23 protein-coding genes are annotated in these 17,972 nt (G+C 34.8%); 21 read left to right on the forward strand and 2 right to left on the reverse strand.

Annotated elements, in window-relative coordinates:
• Positions 1 to 217 precede the first annotated feature (217 nt).
• Positions 218 to 1,102 (reverse strand): LysR family transcriptional regulator, encoded by an 885-nt coding sequence (locus G558_RS0110310; RefSeq protein WP_028830099.1) that lies wholly within the window; start codon positions 1,100 to 1,102, stop codon positions 218 to 220.
• A gap of 185 nt (positions 1,103 to 1,287) precedes the next feature.
• On the opposite strand from G558_RS0110310, the gene G558_RS0110315 reads away from it, so the two are divergent.
• From G558_RS0110315 to G558_RS0110360, 10 genes are all read left to right on the forward strand, one after another.
• Positions 1,288 to 1,878: an acyltransferase gene (locus G558_RS0110315; protein ID WP_028830100.1), complete on the forward strand. Its 591-nt coding sequence runs from the start codon at positions 1,288 to 1,290 to the stop codon at positions 1,876 to 1,878.
• Positions 1,871 to 2,410, forward strand: coding sequence for a flavodoxin family protein (locus G558_RS0110320; RefSeq protein WP_028830101.1), 540 nt, complete (start codon positions 1,871 to 1,873; stop codon positions 2,408 to 2,410). The genes G558_RS0110315 and G558_RS0110320 overlap by 8 nt, the downstream gene beginning before the upstream one ends.
• Before the next feature lie 24 nt (positions 2,411 to 2,434).
• A complete protein-coding gene (locus tag G558_RS0110325; RefSeq protein WP_242825233.1) occupies positions 2,435 to 2,965 on the forward strand; it encodes a cyclophilin-like fold protein in 531 nt (176 codons plus the stop codon).
• A 19-nt stretch (positions 2,966 to 2,984) separates the two neighbouring features.
• Positions 2,985 to 3,590: a flavodoxin family protein gene (locus G558_RS13045; RefSeq protein WP_051188644.1), complete on the forward strand. Its 606-nt coding sequence runs from the start codon at positions 2,985 to 2,987 to the stop codon at positions 3,588 to 3,590.
• Positions 3,541 to 4,710 (forward strand): iron-containing alcohol dehydrogenase, encoded by a 1,170-nt coding sequence (locus G558_RS0110335; protein WP_028830103.1) that lies wholly within the window; start codon positions 3,541 to 3,543, stop codon positions 4,708 to 4,710. The genes G558_RS13045 and G558_RS0110335 overlap by 50 nt, the downstream gene beginning before the upstream one ends.
• 47 nt (positions 4,711 to 4,757) lie before the next feature.
• Positions 4,758 to 5,120 carry a VOC family protein gene (locus G558_RS0110340; RefSeq protein ID WP_028830104.1) on the forward strand — a complete coding sequence of 121 codons (363 nt, stop codon included), beginning with the start codon at positions 4,758 to 4,760 and terminating at the stop codon, positions 5,118 to 5,120.
• A gap of 367 nt (positions 5,121 to 5,487) precedes the next feature.
• Positions 5,488 to 6,489 (forward strand): virulence RhuM family protein, encoded by a 1,002-nt coding sequence (gene rhuM, locus G558_RS0110345; protein ID WP_330363853.1) that lies wholly within the window; start codon positions 5,488 to 5,490, stop codon positions 6,487 to 6,489.
• A gap of 104 nt (positions 6,490 to 6,593) precedes the next feature.
• Positions 6,594 to 6,866: a P-loop NTPase family protein gene (locus tag G558_RS14210; RefSeq protein ID WP_207636218.1), complete on the forward strand. Its 273-nt coding sequence runs from the start codon at positions 6,594 to 6,596 to the stop codon at positions 6,864 to 6,866.
• Positions 6,867 to 6,887: 21 nt separating this feature from the next.
• Complete coding sequence (locus G558_RS13050) at positions 6,888 to 8,189, forward strand: ATP-dependent nuclease (RefSeq protein WP_330363854.1); 1,302 nt, start codon at positions 6,888 to 6,890, stop codon at positions 8,187 to 8,189.
• 408 nt (positions 8,190 to 8,597) lie between these two features.
• Positions 8,598 to 8,891, forward strand: coding sequence for a DUF2089 family protein (locus G558_RS0110360; protein ID WP_028830107.1), 294 nt, complete (start codon positions 8,598 to 8,600; stop codon positions 8,889 to 8,891).
• A gap of 28 nt (positions 8,892 to 8,919) precedes the next feature.
• Here the strand turns inward: G558_RS0110360 and G558_RS14425 are convergent, their stop codons facing one another.
• Positions 8,920 to 9,042 carry a hypothetical protein gene (locus G558_RS14425; protein WP_278233974.1) on the reverse strand — a complete coding sequence of 41 codons (123 nt, stop codon included), beginning with the start codon at positions 9,040 to 9,042 and terminating at the stop codon, positions 8,920 to 8,922.
• Between the two features lie 128 nt (positions 9,043 to 9,170).
• Here G558_RS14425 and G558_RS0110370 point away from each other — a divergent pair, with 128 nt between their 5' ends.
• The 11 genes from G558_RS0110370 to G558_RS0110415 form a co-directional block, all read left to right on the forward strand.
• On the forward strand, positions 9,171 to 9,896 hold the full coding sequence (locus G558_RS0110370) for a Fic family protein (RefSeq protein WP_028830108.1): 726 nt from the start codon (positions 9,171 to 9,173) through the stop codon (positions 9,894 to 9,896).
• A gap of 232 nt (positions 9,897 to 10,128) precedes the next feature.
• Positions 10,129 to 10,626: a hypothetical protein gene (locus G558_RS0110375; protein ID WP_028830109.1), complete on the forward strand. Its 498-nt coding sequence runs from the start codon at positions 10,129 to 10,131 to the stop codon at positions 10,624 to 10,626.
• A gap of 40 nt (positions 10,627 to 10,666) precedes the next feature.
• Positions 10,667 to 11,512 carry a hypothetical protein gene (locus G558_RS13055; protein WP_207636220.1) on the forward strand — a complete coding sequence of 282 codons (846 nt, stop codon included), beginning with the start codon at positions 10,667 to 10,669 and terminating at the stop codon, positions 11,510 to 11,512.
• A gap of 95 nt (positions 11,513 to 11,607) precedes the next feature.
• Complete coding sequence (locus G558_RS0110385; protein WP_028830110.1) at positions 11,608 to 11,952, forward strand: hypothetical protein; 345 nt, start codon at positions 11,608 to 11,610, stop codon at positions 11,950 to 11,952.
• A gap of 103 nt (positions 11,953 to 12,055) precedes the next feature.
• A complete protein-coding gene (locus tag G558_RS13060) occupies positions 12,056 to 14,005 on the forward strand; it encodes a TOTE conflict system archaeo-eukaryotic primase domain-containing protein (protein ID WP_051188645.1) in 1,950 nt (649 codons plus the stop codon).
• A 27-nt stretch (positions 14,006 to 14,032) separates the two neighbouring features.
• Positions 14,033 to 14,908 carry a helicase-related protein gene (locus G558_RS13890; protein WP_278233975.1) on the forward strand — a complete coding sequence of 292 codons (876 nt, stop codon included), beginning with the start codon at positions 14,033 to 14,035 and terminating at the stop codon, positions 14,906 to 14,908.
• Positions 14,909 to 14,953: 45 nt separating this feature from the next.
• Positions 14,954 to 15,178 (forward strand): hypothetical protein, encoded by a 225-nt coding sequence (locus G558_RS0110395; protein ID WP_028830111.1) that lies wholly within the window; start codon positions 14,954 to 14,956, stop codon positions 15,176 to 15,178.
• A gap of 17 nt (positions 15,179 to 15,195) precedes the next feature.
• Entirely contained in the window at positions 15,196 to 15,705 is a 510-nt protein-coding gene (locus G558_RS0110400) for a YkgJ family cysteine cluster protein (protein ID WP_028830112.1), read from the forward strand.
• Between the two features lie 187 nt (positions 15,706 to 15,892).
• Entirely contained in the window at positions 15,893 to 16,519 is a 627-nt protein-coding gene (locus tag G558_RS0110405) for a hypothetical protein (protein WP_028830113.1), read from the forward strand.
• Positions 16,520 to 16,541: 22 nt separating this feature from the next.
• Positions 16,542 to 16,712 (forward strand): hypothetical protein, encoded by a 171-nt coding sequence (locus tag G558_RS14045; RefSeq protein ID WP_156888554.1) that lies wholly within the window; start codon positions 16,542 to 16,544, stop codon positions 16,710 to 16,712.
• A gap of 928 nt (positions 16,713 to 17,640) precedes the next feature.
• Positions 17,641 to 17,972: helix-turn-helix domain-containing protein (locus tag G558_RS0110415; RefSeq protein WP_028830114.1), on the forward strand; the 332-nt coding region annotated here is incomplete at its 3' end.

A 17,972-nucleotide genomic window follows, 5' to 3' on the forward strand; every position in this document is an offset into this window, starting at 1 on the left:
AGTTATATTATAAAATATAACGGGAAAAGATGGCAATATATTTTGTCATTTTTTTTTGCTTTTTTTTGCATTAAAAAAAGCGAACTAGTCGCTTTTTTCTTTGGGGGTCTATTTACCGACAGCCCCCTTTGTTATCTAAAAATGAAAATATTGTTAATGCTATTGCGTTTGCCAGATGGCAATGAAATAAAGGTCGGTAATAAGTGAAGCAGGTGGACTAATATGATGTTATGTCCTCTTGCAGTTTATTCAGAAATTGTTTTGCAGCATTAGAAAATACCTGATATTTCTTCCATACAATATTCAAATGTGCTTCCAACTGTGGGTCCAGAGGCTTAAAACACAGATTGCTGGCACTGGTGGTATTTACTAGCTTATCCAAGCATAGGGCGTAACCGATTCCTTCCTCTACCATTAGTGTGGCATTATAAATTAGATTATATGTAGCTACAATATTAAGCTTCTCAAAATTATTACCGAACCATCCCGATATTTCATTCCCTGAAATAGCTTGTCTAGAGCAGATCAGTGGTATATTATATAGATTCTCTGGTCGGATGCGATTTAAATTAGCCAATGGGCTATCCCTTTTCATTAGCAGACCCCAAGTATCAGTTGTAGGGAGATGAATATAGTCATATTTTTGGATATTTGTTGTACCAATAAGAACTCCAAAGTCCAATAATCCTTTATCTAAACGTTCAGTTACATCATCCGCATTACCGCTGTACAAATGATACTGAATATGGGGATGCTTCTCTTGGAGTTTCTTTACTACCTTTGCAATGAGGCTCATAGAATTTGTTTCACCTCCACCAATGTAAATATTTCCGCTGATAATTTCATCATTGCTGCTAATTTCTGATTCAGTTTTGTCAACAAGATCCATGATTTCTTGTGCACGTTTACTGAGCAGTACTCCTTCTTCTGTAAGGGTAATCCTTCTGTTTCCACGTATAAATAATTTTTTTCCCAGTTCTTCTTCTAATTCCATCAGCTGTTTTGAAAGGGTGGGTTGTGTTACATTCAGTACATTAGCTGCTCCTGTAATACTCTCTTCTCTTGCAACTGCTAAAAAATACCGTAAAACTCGAAATTCCATTTCTAATCCTCCAATCTTTAGTTATAGTATATCCCAACTTAGTATTCCTGTAAACTATGGGAGAGTATTCTTTATAAGTATTTTATATATCGAATTCGTTATATTATAATGAAAATAAAGAAGGCAACAATATGACCTTCAAATTTATATATATATTTTGATTTATGGTAAGGAAGGTGTGCTATATGAATATAAATGAATTTTTAGACCATTTAAATAGTGGAATTTCGGTAATTGGAGGGTTAGAAGCCCATCAGTTTATGCATCAGGTAAGTCAGGACGCCCTTCGTATTACCATGGAGCTGAACAGCACCTATCATACTCCAGAGGAAATACTGTTATTGATGGAAAGACTTACAGGTAAGAAAATTGATGAATCCTTTGCTATGTTTCCGCCCTTTTACACAGATTGTGGAAAGAACATCATCATAGGAAAAAATGTATTTATCAATTCAGGATGCAAGTTTCAGGATCAAGGTGGAATAACCATCGGAGATGGAGCCCTGATTGGACACAATGTGGTTTTGGCTACTCTTAACCATGATACTGCTCCTGATAATAGGGGAACAATGCATCCTGCCCCAATTGTTATTGGGAAAAATGTATGGATCGGCGCTAACGCAACAATTCTACCGGGTGTAACCATTGGAGAGGGAGCTATTATTGCAGCCGGAGCAGTGGTAACAAAGGATGTTTCAGCAAATACAATAGTAGGCGGTGTTCCGGCTAAATTTATCAAGAAAATTGATAGCTCAAAGGAGGCAAAAAATGAGTAAGGAAGTTTTGGTGATTTCAACAAGTTTACGTAAGGATGGTAATTCTGAGACTCTAGCAAATGAATTTGTAAAGGGTGCAAAAGAAGCAGGACACAAGGTAGAGACGGTTAGTCTTCGTAATAGAACCATAGGATTTTGTAAAGGCTGTCTTGTTTGTCAGAAAACAAAGCGTTGTGTCATTCATGATGATGCCGAAGTTATCGCGCAGAAAATGCTGTCAGCTGAGGTCATAGCCTTTGCCACGCCAATTTATTATTATGAAATGAGCGGACAAATGAAAACCATGTTAGATCGTGCCAATCCGTTGTACCCAACCGACTATGCTTTTCGTGACATTTATCTCTTGGCAGCTGCTGCAGAGGAAGAAGAAAGCGCAATGGACGGTGCTATCAAGGGCTTGCAGGGCTGGATTGACTGTTTTGAAAAGGCAAGACTAAAGGGTGTTGTACGAAGCAACAGTGTAACAGATGTTGGAGATATCAAGGGTAATTCAGCTCTCCAAGAAGCCTACCAGTTAGGGAAAACACTATAATTCGGAATGGAGGGAATTAATAAAATGAAAAAGATAATATGCATATTTTTTCCCTTTATATTAGTGATTTCACTATTGGGATGTTCAAGTAATTCTTCATCAAACTCTCCAATATCTCAACCTAATGAGGATGTCATTGAAACTCCAACTATTTCTAAAGAATCAGACAAACAAGATGAAGATACACAAGCAGAAAGTAATGATATGCCAAACTTAAGTATTCAAGTAGGAAACATCGATTTTAAGGCGATTTTATATGATAATGTTTCAACACAAGCCTTGATAGAAAGGTTCCCTTTAACTCTGGATATGGGGGAACTAAATGGGAATGAATTATTCTATTTTTTCTCAGAGGATTTACCTACAGGTAGCGAAAAGGTGGGAACTGTTGAGACCGGTGATTTAATGCTCTATGGCTCTGATTGTCTGGTATTATTCTATGAAAACTTTTCAACTTCTTACAGCTATACAAGGCTGGGTTATATTGAGGATGTAACAGGATTGGCTGATGCTCTTGGGAATGGTAGCGTTGAAGTGACTTTTGACATAAATTAGGAGAAAGGAGAAATTATATATGAGAAATATTTTAGTAATAGTCGGAAGTGGCACGAATAAAGGAAATACTTCTCAATTAGCAGATGCCTTTTGTAAAGGTGCCACAAAAGCTGGGCATCAGGTAAATAAGGTCTTTCTTGGTGACAAGAATCTAAGTGGGTGTCAAGGCTATGAAGGATGTAAAGGGAAAAATCATGTTTGTGTCATTAAGGACGGTATGCAGGATATCAATACATTATTTGCTGAGTACGATACAGTAGTGTTAGCCTCTCCTATATATTTTTGGACTATAACCGCAAAAATAAAAGCTTTTATTGAGCGTCTATACGCAATTGAGGTAAAGGATGCCTATCCACATAAAGATAGTATATTGCTTATGATAGCAGGAGATGATAACTTTTGGACATTTGAGCAGCCGATTTCTTACTATAGTTTTGTTACAAAAGCAATTGCCTGGAAAAATATTGGGATGTGTTTAGCTGGTGGATGCAAGAGTGATTTAAAAAATAAAATTATTGATGAAAGATTTTTACATCAGGCTTATGAGCTTGGTGCAAGTATCAAGGAGGATAATCATGTTAGGAAATTTTTCTTATTCAAACCCTACAAAGCTTTATTTCGGTGAGGACTCACTGGAATATCTAAATGAAGAACTGCCTAAATATGGCAAAAACGTGTTACTTGTCTACGGTGGTGGCTCAATTAAAAAGAATGGTGTCTATGATAAGGTTATGGAAATCTTAAAATCCAATGGAAAAGAGATATTTGAAGACCCAGGTGTTATGCCAAACCCCACTGTTGAGAAGTTGTATGAAGGTTGCAGAATTGCCAAAGCAGTGAATGTCGATCTGATTTTGGCAATTGGAGGTGGCTCAGTTTGTGACTATGCGAAAGCTGTTTCAGTTTCCACATACTGTGAGGAAGATCCTTGGGATAAATATTATCTAAGAATGGAAGATGTAGAGAACAAGATTATTCCTGTGGGTTGTATTCTAACAATGGTGGGCACAGGCTCAGAGATGAATGGTGGTTCGGTTATCACAAACCACGAAAGCAAGCTAAAAATTGGTCATGTTTTTGGCGACAATGTATTTCCAAAGTTTTCGATTTTGAATCCAGTGTTCACTTTTACCATACCAAGATATCAGATGATAGCAGGTTTTTTTGATATTATGTCTCATATTCTGGAGCAGTATTTCTCTGGTGAAGATGACAATACTTCCGATTACATTATGGAGGGACTTCTCAAGTCACTGATTCATAGTTCAGAGATTGCAGTTAATAATCCTGGGGATTACGAAGCAAGAAGCAATATTATGTGGACAGCTACATGGGCACTTAATACCTTGGTCTCAAAAGGAAAAACCACAGACTGGATGGTCCATATGATTGGCCAATCTGTGGGTGCTTATACTGACGCTACACATGGCATGACACTTTCGGCCATTTCGATGGCTTATTACAGATATATTTGCCAATATGGAACTGCAAAATTTAAGCGTTATGCTGTAAATGTATGGGATGTTAATCCGGTGGGAAAGTCGGACGAAGAAGTTGCAAAAGAAGGACTTGATCGAATGGAAAGCTACATGAAGGGGCTGGGTCTTGTGATGAGCATAAAAGAACTGGGCGTTACCGAGGATATGCTGGCTGGCATTACTTCTGGATCCTTTGTATTAGAAGGCGGATACAAGGTACTTTCTTATGAGGAAATTATAGAAATATTAAAAGCAAGTATGCAATAATGTTGTGGTGAGCTGAATAAATATCAAAGATTAAATGGAGGTTTATCATGAAGTTTTGTTGGAGTACACTAAACGTTAAAATTATGGATGAATCATTAAGGTTTTATGAAGAAGTAGTTGGCCTTAAGGTAGATAAAAGATTTAAAGCTGAGGAAGGTATAGAAATTGCCTTTTTAGGTGATGGGGAAACAAAGGTGGAACTTATATGTGATAAAAATTGTAGCGATATAAATATAGGGACTGATATTTCATGGGGATTTGAAGTGAATTCAGTAGATGAGATGATGAGTTTTGTAAGAGAAAAAGGCATTGCTGTTGAGAGTGGTCCTTTTCACCCAAACCCATATACAAGGTTTTTTTATATAATGGATCCTAATGGATTGAAGATTCAATTTGTAGAAAATAAGTGATGTTGATATGTTCCCACAAACGAGATTCAATAGTGGATATGTTCCCATCTACGAGTGTGGATATATTCCCCATAACCATAGTGGTTGAAACAGTGGGAATGATAGCTATCTATCCAACTCAAGGCATATTGAGACGGTTGTATCTTTCTCCCACAAAAATGCAGACACGCATATCAACGTAAACATTGAGTTTGGTGAGGGGGATGGAAAGATTCCAGTGGATAAAATAGCTCAGAAAGCCGAATTAATATAACTATTTAGATTAATTTGCATAAATAGAGGCTTTAATAGACTCTTATTGGTATAATAATAGAAATATTTTGATGAAACATGTATAATAAAAGAAAAACGTATAAGGAGCATGAATATGAACTCTGAAATTATAATGTATCAAACAGAAGATGGTTTGACTAAAATAGAAACAACTTTTGAAAGTGATACGGTTTGGCTTTCTATTGATCAAATGGCAGAATTATTTCAGCGTGATAAATCTACCATCTCTAGGCATATAAAAAATATATTTAACGAAGGTGAATTAACAAGAAATTCAGTTGTTGCAAATTTTGCAACAACTGCTGCTGATGGTAAAATATATCAAGTAGACTATTATAACTTGGATGTCACTATTTCTGTGGGCTATCGCGTAAAATCCTTGCGAGGTACACAGTTTAGAATATGGGCTAGTAATGTTTTAAAGGAATATATGAAAAAAGGATTTGCCATGAATGATGATCTTCTTAAAAACAATGGCGGAGGAATTTATTTTGATGAACTGTTGGAACGTATTCGTGATATTCGTTCATCTGAAAAAGTATTCTGGAGAAAAGTGCTTGATATCTATGCGACAAGCGTTGATTATGATCCAAGAATGGAATCTTCAATATTGTTTTTCAAAACTGTGCAAAATAAAATGCACTGGGCTGCACATGGACAAACTGCTGCAGAAAAGATTTATTACTCAGCCAATGCAGATAAACCTTATATGGGCATTTTAAGTTTCAAAGGAGAACAACCCAAACAAGCAGATTCATTAATAGCGAAAAACTATTGTACAGAAGATGAATTATCTGTATTAAATAGCGTTGTATCTGCTTATCTTGAATTTGCAGAAATGCAAACTCGTAGAAGAATACCTATGTATATGTCGGATTGGATTGAAACATTAGATGGATTTTTGAAATTGTCCAAGCATGAAATACTTAGCCATGCTGGTAAGATAAGTGCTAAGACAGCTGAACTTAAAGCAAAGAAAGAGTATAAGAAATATAAGGAATTACATTTAGATGATGTTTCTAAGGCGGAAAAAGATTATATTAAGGCTCTGGAAGATATGGAAGTGAAGTTATTAGGTGAAGGGGATAAAAAATAAGTGTGCATTATAGCAAAAATGGGAAGTTGGATTATATTTATATACAACATATAATACCGATGAAATCCAATTAAAATATTAATTTTTAAGAAGGTCGTAAACAAATGATAGAAGTAGAACAAATACCATATCAGAAGCCCGAAATACATATAAACTCCATTACATTTAACGATGGGACAACGCTGTCGCTTGAGAGCAACAGTATTGTTGTATTTACAGGCGCAAACAACTGCGGTAAAAGTCAAGTACTCAAAGATATTGAAAGGTACTGGTTTAACAAGCAATATAATCTAGCACCAAAAGTGATGACCAATATCGGCATAGACTTTGCTGGTGATATTAATGATGAGTTTTTTGAAACTCGATTTTATAGATAACAAAATAATGGAGGTCTGAAGATATATGAGAGTGCAAATTATTCTTATCAAAAAGAAGGTACTGTAAGTAACTGGAGAAATGAATCGTTATATAACGATTTGCATAAATTGTTTGTTAAATTCATTGACACCGAACAACGCTTGACAACTTCCAAAGCCCTTCAACGTATGAACCAACCTGAAGCCCATCCCATATTTAAGCTTACTAAGAGCGAGGAGCTTTCACAAATTTTATCAACATATTTCCGGCAAGCATTTAACGTGGACCTTGTTGTAAATCGAAATGAAACGATAGATATACCATTGCATGTTGGTGAAGCTCCTGATACAAAAGCATACACTATCGCCACTCAAGATATATACTATGCCGAGGTGGCGAAGTTATCACGTCTTGACGAACAAGGCGATGGTATGCGGAGTTTTGCCAGTATACTGCTTGATACATTAACCTCAGAGCATTCCATTACGCTTATCGATGAGCCAGAGGCATTTTTACATCCACCACAAGCACGGTTACTTGGTAAAATGTTGGCGAACAACAACCCAAGCAAGCGTCAGCTATTTATTTCTACTCATAGTGAGCATTTTCTGCAAGGTCTAATTGACGCTGGTAAGGAAAATATAACCGTTATTCGTATCAATCGTGCAGAAAACATCAACCAAATGAGCATTCTTCAAAACACAGAGATTAAGAATCTATGGAGTAATCCACTCCTACGATACTCAAACATTCTGAGTGGATTATTTTATGAAAAAGTTGTGGTATGCGAGAGTGATTATGATTGCTTATTATATAAGTCGGTAATTGATGCTATCTATGAGAGTAGAGATGAGATTGCTCCTGATATTATGTTCACTCATTGTGGTGGAAAAGATAGAATAAAGACTGTTGTTTCCGCCTTGCGAGCACTAAATGTCACTGTTGTCGCAGTTACCGATTTTGATTTACTTAATGACAGTTCTAAATTCAAAGAGATTACTGCCGCCTTTGGTGTCGACTGGGGCACTCAATTGGCCACGCAAATGAAAGTGATATATGATAATATGAACGCAAAGACCAATTCGTGGGTAAATATAAAATCTATCGGTAAGCAGGGTTTTGATGACACCGCTCCAGTCGCATACGAAATTGTGGAACAAGTATGCCGCGGTGTCGTTTTGTTCGTCGTACCAGTCGGTGAGATAGAGAGCTTTGATAAAACAGTAAACAAATCTAAAAAGGGTTGGGTGTACTATGTTTTAGAAAACTATGATTTGGCGGCCGAACCAAAATTTCAAATTGTGCGTGAATTCGTGCAATGCATTGTTGATTTTAATTTGTAGGTAGACTTTCTATTATGCTTATTTGTAGAAAAGTTTTAAAACGATGGTCCTGCTTTAATAAGATTTCATGATGATGGTTTGTGGGGATATGTTTCCAAATTGTATAACCGTTGAGACGGTAGTATTGATGTCAAGGGTTGTGTAGAAATAAAATAAAGTTTTGCTTAACATAATAAACCTTGCTAAAACAATAATAAAGTTCTGCTTTTGCCCAAGGATTCAATCCTCTGGGCTTTTTTTTGACCCTCAAAAAAAGAAATATAATAATTAGAAGAGCGTGAGCTCCATGTTTACAGTTTATCCCGTAACTATTATTAAAATTAATATTAATATAGTTAAATATAATCGCACTATTGACTTTAATAAAATTAAAGTATATATTAAATATAATTAAAGGAGGTTTGAGACATGACAATAGAAGTAGTTCCTGAATGGATGATAAATCTTGATGATGAGGATATATCATTTATTAAAAGATTTATATTAGCTTCTGGTTCATTAAAAGAAGTAGCAAAAGAATATAAAGTAACTTACCCTACAGTTAGACTTAAGCTGGATAAGTTAATACAAAAGATTCAAATAAATGAGGATGTATCCAACGAACCATATATATCATTAATTAAAAGAATGGCCATAAATGATAAATTGGATTTTGATACAGCAAAAATTCTGATTAGTGAATATAAAAAAGTAAAGCTCTAGGTTTAATACTACCTGGTATATCCTTTATTTATTCTTTAATAATGGTTGTAAATATTGCAGTATTTGACTCAATGTCTGGTTCAGAAACTTTTGGACTTATAGCTTCAACATTATTATTATCAAACATTCCTACAATTATATTGATTGCCATATACATTGCATCTAGAGAAACAATAAAAAGAAATAAAGAGATAGAAAAAATGAATATTCATGATTTAGAATAAAATAAAGGTATGTCATAAACCGCTTGATTAAATGTAATAGAAAGGAGCAAAAAGTATGTTTGAAGAAATTGATAAGAAAAAATTATTATTAGATAATAAGAGACCTTTCCCTCAACATACACTTAAAAGTATAAGAGAGAAAATATTGCTTGAATGGACCTATAATTCAAATGCAATAGAAGGAAATACACTTACACTTATGGAAACTAAAGTGGTTCTTGAAGGTATTACTGTGGGCGGTAAAACACTTAAGGAGCATTTAGAAACGTTGAACCATAGAGAGGCTATTTTTTATGTAGAAGAAATAGTTAAAAATAAAGAGGAACTCACAGAGTGGCAGATAAAAAATATTCATAGTCTAATCTTAAAAGGAATAGATGATAAATATGCTGGTAATTATAGAGATCAGAAAGTTATAATCTCTGGAGCAGAACATAAACCACCAGAACCGTTTTTAATAAAAGACGAAATGGAGAGCTTTATTAATTGGTATAAGAATGAAGGGCAAAAAATACATCCAGTAGAAAGAGCTTCAATGGTTCATATTATATTTGTAGGTATACATCCCTTTATAGATGGAAATGGAAGAACCTCAAGATTACTTTTAAATTTAGAATTAATGAAATCAGGATACCCACCTGTTATAATAAGAAAAGAGAGTAGACTAAAATATTATAATGCTTTAGATAAAGCTCATACAACTAACGATAGCGAGGATTTTATAAACATAGTTGTAGAAGAACTAAACACTACACTTGATTTATATTTAGAATATATGTAGACTTAGTATCGATTAGCTTGTAATATTCACGGTTACTGTATACCTCGCCGGTAACAAGAAAAGGCTTATCAACTGCAGATCTGATGCATGATTACTTTTAATACAATAAAACAAATATGAATTACTGGTATACTTTTTCAAAGGAAATGCGACCAGCTTTAGAGTCAGGTATTAGGACCTTGGAATTAAGTATGAATGGTTATAGAAAAGAGATTTAAACGTAGACATAGATATGTTCCCAACAACAACAGGGGTTGAAAACTTACTTTTGAGAGCTATCAATAAATCAGTGGAAGAAGGAATTTGCTTACAACTTCTTGGAGAAGATTATGGTAGTGCTTTATTAGAAAAATACAAGAAGAGAATACATAAAATCTTTAACCCTACAAATATCGTGCGAACGGGATTTTCTTTGGAAAGTGCACAGATGGTTCTTTTAGATTTTGCGAAAGTATGCGTTAATAATAACGAAAGATGGTATGGCGATCTGGCATTATATTTTGCAGAGTGTGCTACAGAATTTATAATGTCTTATGGTGACATGAATGAGGCTTTTTATGATGCTCTTGGCGATGCATATCATGATGCAGTAGTTGCAGCAAGTGGTGATGAGAATTTATATAAATTATGGAAGAATAGATTAGAACAAATTGTACATGAATTTTCAGGATTTGGCTGGGGAATGGAAAATATTCTATCTGTATCCGATAAAGAAATTAATAAAATTTAGATTTTTCATGATAGATAAAACAAATTTAGGGGAAACAATAATGTTTATAAAACAGGTAAAAGAAAAGTTAGGGAAAATGTCTGAGACAGAAAAGGAAGCATGGATTTTAGCTCAGGCAAAATTACTGAAGGAGAACGAACATCAAAATTTTTTGATGTCGCTTTCTGGTGAAAAGAAAGTTATATACATGCCAAGTCAGGGAGAAATCGAAGAATTATGTGAGAAGGTAGAACATGGTGACATTTATCTTGAATATGAGACGCATTATTACGAGTTTGATGATGACGGCAGATATATGGATGATTGGAAAGTATGGCATAATGATCCGTTTCAGGTGATGGGTTTACTAAACAGAGTTTTCAGGGGATGCCATGATTTGCTGCTCTTAAACGAGTATAAAACCATTGTTGATATTTTGGACAGGGTTTGTAAGCTGGAATTCAAAGTGATTGAATCTCCAGAATCAGAAGATTTTGAAGATGATTCAGAATTCACATTAGTAAATGCTGCTGAAGAAGGCATGCTATCTGTGAGTATCAACGATATTGGAACAGACTGGGTAACGGCATATGTTAAATTGGCTGACAGATGGGATAGTCTGGAACTTGCAAAAAAGTTGGTTGAAGTATTCAATCAATCTATATGTAAGAAGCTCAATCCGAGTATGCTTATTGGGAAAGAAATCCCTAATGATTTATTTCATCATATGTTTGAAATATTAAATGTGCAGATTTTGGAGGCAGAGTCACATTTTAATAATATGTTTTCTAAAACTGTTTTTACACACGAAAAATATCTGTATGAGAAAAAGCTTAAAAGACAAAAGGAAATATTGTTGAATATTCAGATGAAGTGTATAGATGCAATACAAAAAAAACCTCAATAAAAAGGAAGATAAAGACAAGTACAAAAAATTGTATAGCAGTGCGAAGAGAAGGCGTTTGGCAGATATTAATCGAATAGATCAAGCGTTAAGTGATTTTGAATATCAGGAAACAAATATATGAAGCACAGGGTGAAAATGAGCGGGCTGAATATGGAAAAGGGTGGAAGCATATGTTCATTTTAAAATGTAAAAGTTGTGGATTTGAGCAAATTGTAAAAAAGAGGATAGATGAATATACTTATAATCAATTAATAAACAATGAAGGATTATTTTGTGATAGAAAATGTTGTAATGGTAGAAAATCTGAAAAACCAAATGGATATGTTGCTGTATATGGGGTTTTTGGTGGTTGGACTATTATTCGTCAAGCAACTTTAGAGGAATATAGGGGGATTAAAAGAGCAAAGGAAATACGAGATTTAGGTTTGAAAAATCTTTGAACCTGATTAAACCTTAATTATTCATGATGATTCACAGGACTAAAATATTTAAGTAAGAGGTCGGTTTAATATGATTAAGTTTGAAAGCGAGTGTGGCTGAGCAATGAATTATGAAGAGCTCTATAAAAAATATAAACTTTTAGAAGAAGAAAATAAACGTCTAAAAAAAGAACTTCAGGAGATGAAAACCAAACTTGTTGCTGAAACACCGGAATCATATTGTTCTCATACAAATCCACTATCAGAAGAAGGCGGTTTTGAACTGTCTGAAAGCCTTATTACGAAAAACAGCCCTAGCAAAGATAAAATTGATTTATTTCTGGCCCTATTTAAAGGAAGAGTTGATGTCTGTGCAAAGAGGTGGAAAAACAAGCCAGGTTACTCGCCTTATTGTTACAATGATTTTAAGCCGGGGATTTGTAATAAGCCCAAGATAAAATGCACTGAATGTAAAAACAGTCTTTTTGCATCATTAGATGAGGAGCAGATAAAGAATCATCTATTAGGCAAGTATGTGTTAGGGCTTTATCCAATGACGACAAATGATACCTGTTTTCTTCTTGCAATGGATTTTGATGAATCAACATGGGGAGATGACATTAAGGTTGTTATAAAAGTCTGTAAGGACAATAGCATTCCTGTATACGCTGAGCGATCTCGTTCGGGTAAAGGCTGTCACTTATGGTTTTTCTTCGAGAGAGAAACGAAAGCTTCACTTGCAAGAAAATTTGGAACGATTATTCTAAATCTTGCTATGCAGGAATGTGGGAATATTAAATTTGACTCCTATGACAGACTGTTTCCTAGTCAGGACTTTCTACAGAAAGATGGCTTTGGAAATCTTATTGCACTTCCTTTGCAAAAAGAAGCTAGAGAATATAGAAATTCAGTGTTTATTGATATAAATTTGAATGAGATAGAGGATCAATGGCTTTATTTATCACAAGTAAAAAGAATTTCTGAAGAATTTGTAATAAGATTCTGTAAGCTTGTAACACCTATACAAACAAATGATGAGAATGAAAGAATTGATAGAGAATCAAAATCAAACCCAATTGAGAAAAGCGACTTTTCTGAAACGGGATTACTTAAAAGGGGGAATGGCCTTTTAGTATCTAAATCGGGATTGTCACCAAAAGCGCTATTTTCAATTAGAAGGCTAGCAACTTATGCTAATCCAGAATTTTACGCGAAACAAGCAATGCGTCAGTCAACATTTGGAACGTCTCGAGTTACCGTTCTTTACGATGAAGACTCTGATAACATAATTTTACCGAGAGGCTTAGAAATCGATTTAGTGGATAAACTTAATTCTGCTGATGTCAAATACAAGATGATAGAGGAAAGAAATGCAGGTAAATCTATAAAAGCTGACTTTAAAGGTGAACTTACAGATCATCAGAGTGAAGCTTTAGAAAAACTAAGTGAGAATACAGATGGTGTATTATCTGCTACAACAGGGTTTGGAAAGACGGTAATCGGAGCAAAATTAATTACTGAAAAAAAGTGCTCTACGCTGATTTTAGTCCACACCAAAGAGCTAGCGGTCCAGTGGAAAGAGCGTTTAGAGCAATTTTTAGAGATTGATGAAGTCATTGAAAAGCGAAGAAAGAACAGTTCTATAATAGGACAACTCGGTGGTGGCAAAAGTACTATTAATGGAATTATTGATATAGCTATTATGCAATCTATGTTTGAGACTGATAAAAGCATAAAGCAGATGATCCATCAGTATGGGCTTGTTCTGGTAGATGAGTGCCACCATATTTCTGCTACTAATTTTAGCCGGATTTTAAGTGCTACAGATGCCAAGTATGTGTATGGACTCACTGCAACACCTATACGAAAAGATGGTCATCATCCAATTATATTCATGCATTTAGGTCCAATTAGATACAAGGTTGATGCAAAGCAGGAGGCTAAAAAACGGGATTTTGAACATTTTATAGTTCCACGGTTCACAAGCACTAGAATGCCATTATATAAAAATCAGCAAGAATGGCACATTACAGAAGTCTATCAACATATTTGCGAAAGCAATTATCGAAACTAACTTATTGTATCAGATGTTGTTCATGCAATAGATTCTGGTAGAAATCCATTGGTTTTGACTGAAAGAACAAGCCATATAGAGCGGTTGGTGAATTTAATGTCCAATAAAGATTTTGAAGTCATTGTCTTATCGGGAAATTTAAAAACAAGTGAAAGAAAAGAATCTCTCAGGAAGATCAGAGCACTAGAAGATACAGATCGATTTGTAATAATAGCAACAGGTAAATTGATTGGTGAAGGTTTTGATGAAGCACGACTGGATACCTTATTTATGGCAATGCCTATTGCTTGGAAAGGCACAATAGCTCAGTATGCAGGAAGACTGCACAGAAATTTTGAAGGTAAAGAAGAAGTTCTAATTTACGATTATGTGGATGTGCATATACCAGTGATTGAAAGGATGTATCATAAAAGACTTACGGCATATCGCTCAGTGGGTTATAGTGTAAGGTCTAATGGGAAATCATTCAATATTGAAAATGGAATTTATGATGAAGCAAACTATTTTGAACACGTGATCAAGGACATCAGAAATGCAGACAATAACATACTTATATCAAGTCCGTTTATTCAAAAGAAAAAGAATGATGCTATTAGGGATGTCCTGATTGAAAAGTATAAAATGGGCACGCGAATTGCCTTATGTATTAAGAATCTTGACGAGTATGCGGAAAAGCACAGGATTTATATTGCAGGCTTTATTAATGAAATTAAAAAAGAGGGCATTCAAGTTATTCAGCTACCTAAGAATCGCTATAAATTTATGATTGTTGACAATAAGACTGTTTGGTATGGTGGCATCGATATTCTAGGCGGTAGCTATAATGATAACTCATTAATCCGAATTGAGGATGAGGACTTAGCAAATGAGCTACTTGGTGTGATTTCAGAATCAAGGTCATAGAGGGGTAAGGGTTTAGCTAAAAAAAAGTAAAGGACTTAGTGCTGAATGTGTAAAAATAAAAGATCAAAGAACAGTAAAAACAATAGTGCTGAAATTTGGACAGAAGAACAATATGAAGAATGTTTAAAAGGGATATACGGAATGGATTTTATAGCTGGATTTACTGAAAATGGTGTGCCATATGGTACATTTATTGATGAAAACGACGTGGGTGATGAACTGATCAGTCAAGATATTTCATTTGATTACAATGATAAGGTTCCATTTTAAATATTGGAGGAAGTGTAATGATAGAACCATCAAGAATAAAGGATGCTTTTAAGAGAATTGAAGCTGAGAATTATGCCTTCAAGACATATTTAAAAAATCATTCAGACGAAAATGAGTTGGATGAGCAGTTTTTAAAATTACACAAAGAACTGTTTGTAAGTTATAATTGCAGTCAATGCAGAAATTGCTGCAAAGAATATTCAGCGAGTTTCGAGGAAGATGAATTAGTTCGAATTTCTGATTTTCTTAAGGTGACTAAAAATGAGTTTATTAAAACATATGTGAATGAAGAGTATGGTGATTACCAATTAAATGTAAAGCCATGCTGCTTTCTAAAAGAAGATGGTGGATGTGCAATTGAACCATGTAAACCAGACAGCTGTAGAGACTATCCATATACCGATAAGCCTGAAAGGTTATTTAGTTTATCGAGCATCGTTCAGTCAACAAGTATTTGTCCTGTTGTATTTGAAATGTTTGAGAGACTAAAAAACGAATATAAGTTTAAGAGAAGAAAAATCTACTGATATTTTTAGTTATTCACTCATGCTTCGAATTTCAAGAGTGCCTATAAACCTTGAAAATTCAATAATATTTGACAATGGTTAGTAATTAAGACAATCACATTACATGGAAAAATATCAATATTGACCACATGGTATATTGTATGAATCTAAATAAATAATTTTAATTTACGGACACGGAGGTATTCATATGGCAAAGAAATTGACTGAAATAGCTTTGATAAAAAAACTTGATAGGATGAATCAAGAAGAAATGAAAAAGATTATTGTAGATCTTTATAAATCCAATAAATCAGTGGAAGAAGGAATTTGCTTACTGCTCCTTGGAGAAGACTATGGTAGTGCTTTATTAGAAAAATACAAGAAGAGAATATATAAAATCTTTAACCCTACAAATATCGTGCGAACGGGATTTTCTTTGGAAAATGCACAGATGGTTCTTTCAGATTTTGCGAAGGTATGCGTGAATAATAACGAAAGATGGTATGGCGATCTGGCATTATATTTTGCAGAGTGTGCTACAGAATTTACAATGTCTTATGGTGATATAAATGAGGCTTTTTATGATGCTCTTGGCGATGCATATCATGATGCAGTAGTTGCAGCAAGTGGTGATGAGAATTTATATAAATTATGGAAGAATAGATTAGAACAAATTGTACATGAATTTTCAGGATTTGGCTGGGGAATGGAAAATTTTATAGTGGATGAATATTATTCGATTCCTTGGATTGAGGAGGATCAACAAGAGATGGAAAATATTCTATCTGTATCCGATAAAGAAATTAATAAAATTCGGATTTTTCATGATAGATAAAACAAATTTAGGGGAAACAATAATGTTTATAAAACAGGTAAAAGAAAAGTTAGGGAAAATGACTGAGGCAGAAAAGGAAGAATGGATTTTAGCTCAGGCAAAATTACTGAAGGAGAACGAACAGCAAAATTTTTTGATGTCGCTTTCTGGTGAAAAGAAAGTTATATACATGCCAAACTATCAATGCCGCTAATACGCTTTGTAAAATGGGTTATTGCGACGATATAAGGTTGCAAAAAACATTCCAACACTTGCTGAACACGCAACACAATGATGGCGGATGGCGCTGTAATAAATTTAGCTTTGGACATGGCCCGGAGACGGAATATTCTAACCCGTTCCCGACCCTGAACGCCCTGGATGCGTTTCGCTTTAGTAATGATTTTTATAATGAATCCGAACACCTATTGGCCCGTGCCATTATGGTATAGGTACGCTATTTATGCAGGTCGAATATCCCTCCCGGAACTACAATCTTTTTGTCTATGTATATATTTTATCCTTTTACAATCGAGCAAAGGGTGATGAACGGTTTCTCGAAGCCTTGGAAAAATTGAAGTCAAAAATAGTGGATGAGCAGATTGTAGTTGAGCGCGTAGTTCCTAAGCTGGTCAGGCTTTCTTTCTGTAAAAAGGGTAAACCAAGTAAACTGGCAACACTACGTTATCATGAAATTTTACGAAATCTTCAAATAAATTGATATGCAATATTTAGCGTATTAGCATAACCAAAGATTATAAATTCAGTTTTTTTCGAGGTTGAGAAAGCGGATTAGATGTTAGAGCAGAAAGGCGGTAACTATGCAGGCAAAAGAATTAGCAACATATTTAATACGTATACTGAGAACTCCCCCGCCTCTAAACTACCTTGCTCGTTTTAACGAGAGTGAAGGCGGTAGGATGAATCGGTTGATTAGTGTTTAGAGCACTTCTGCAGGGGTATAATATAATCAGTCGTAATAGGTAAAGGATACTTATAATATACATATATTAGATAATAATGCACATTCAGTATTTTCTTTATACTATCATCTGGTTATGGTTACTAAATACCAGGAAAAAGTGTTTGATGAAAAGCTCAAAGCTCATCCAAACGCAGGATGAAAAAGTGAGGTAAACATTATGCTGAAAGCATACAAGTACAGAATATATCCAGATGCAGAGCAGATGCAGTTCTTTGCAAAATGCTTTGGATGTGTGCGCTTTGTCTACAACCGGATGCTTTCAGACAGGATAGATCACTACAATCTTACAGGAAAAAGTCTGAATAACACTCCGGCCCAGTACAAATTGGAATTCACCTGGCTAAAGGAGGTTGACAGCCTGGCTCTCGCCAATGCTCAGATGAACCTCAATACAGCATACAAAAACTTCTTCAGAGACAAGTCCACTGGATTTCCAAAATTCAAAAGCAAAAAAACCAATAATTTCACCTATACCACCAACAACCAGAA

Source organism: Proteocatella sphenisci DSM 23131 (assembly GCF_000423525.1).
Lineage (GTDB): Bacteria > Bacillota > Clostridia > Peptostreptococcales > Filifactoraceae > Proteocatella > Proteocatella sphenisci.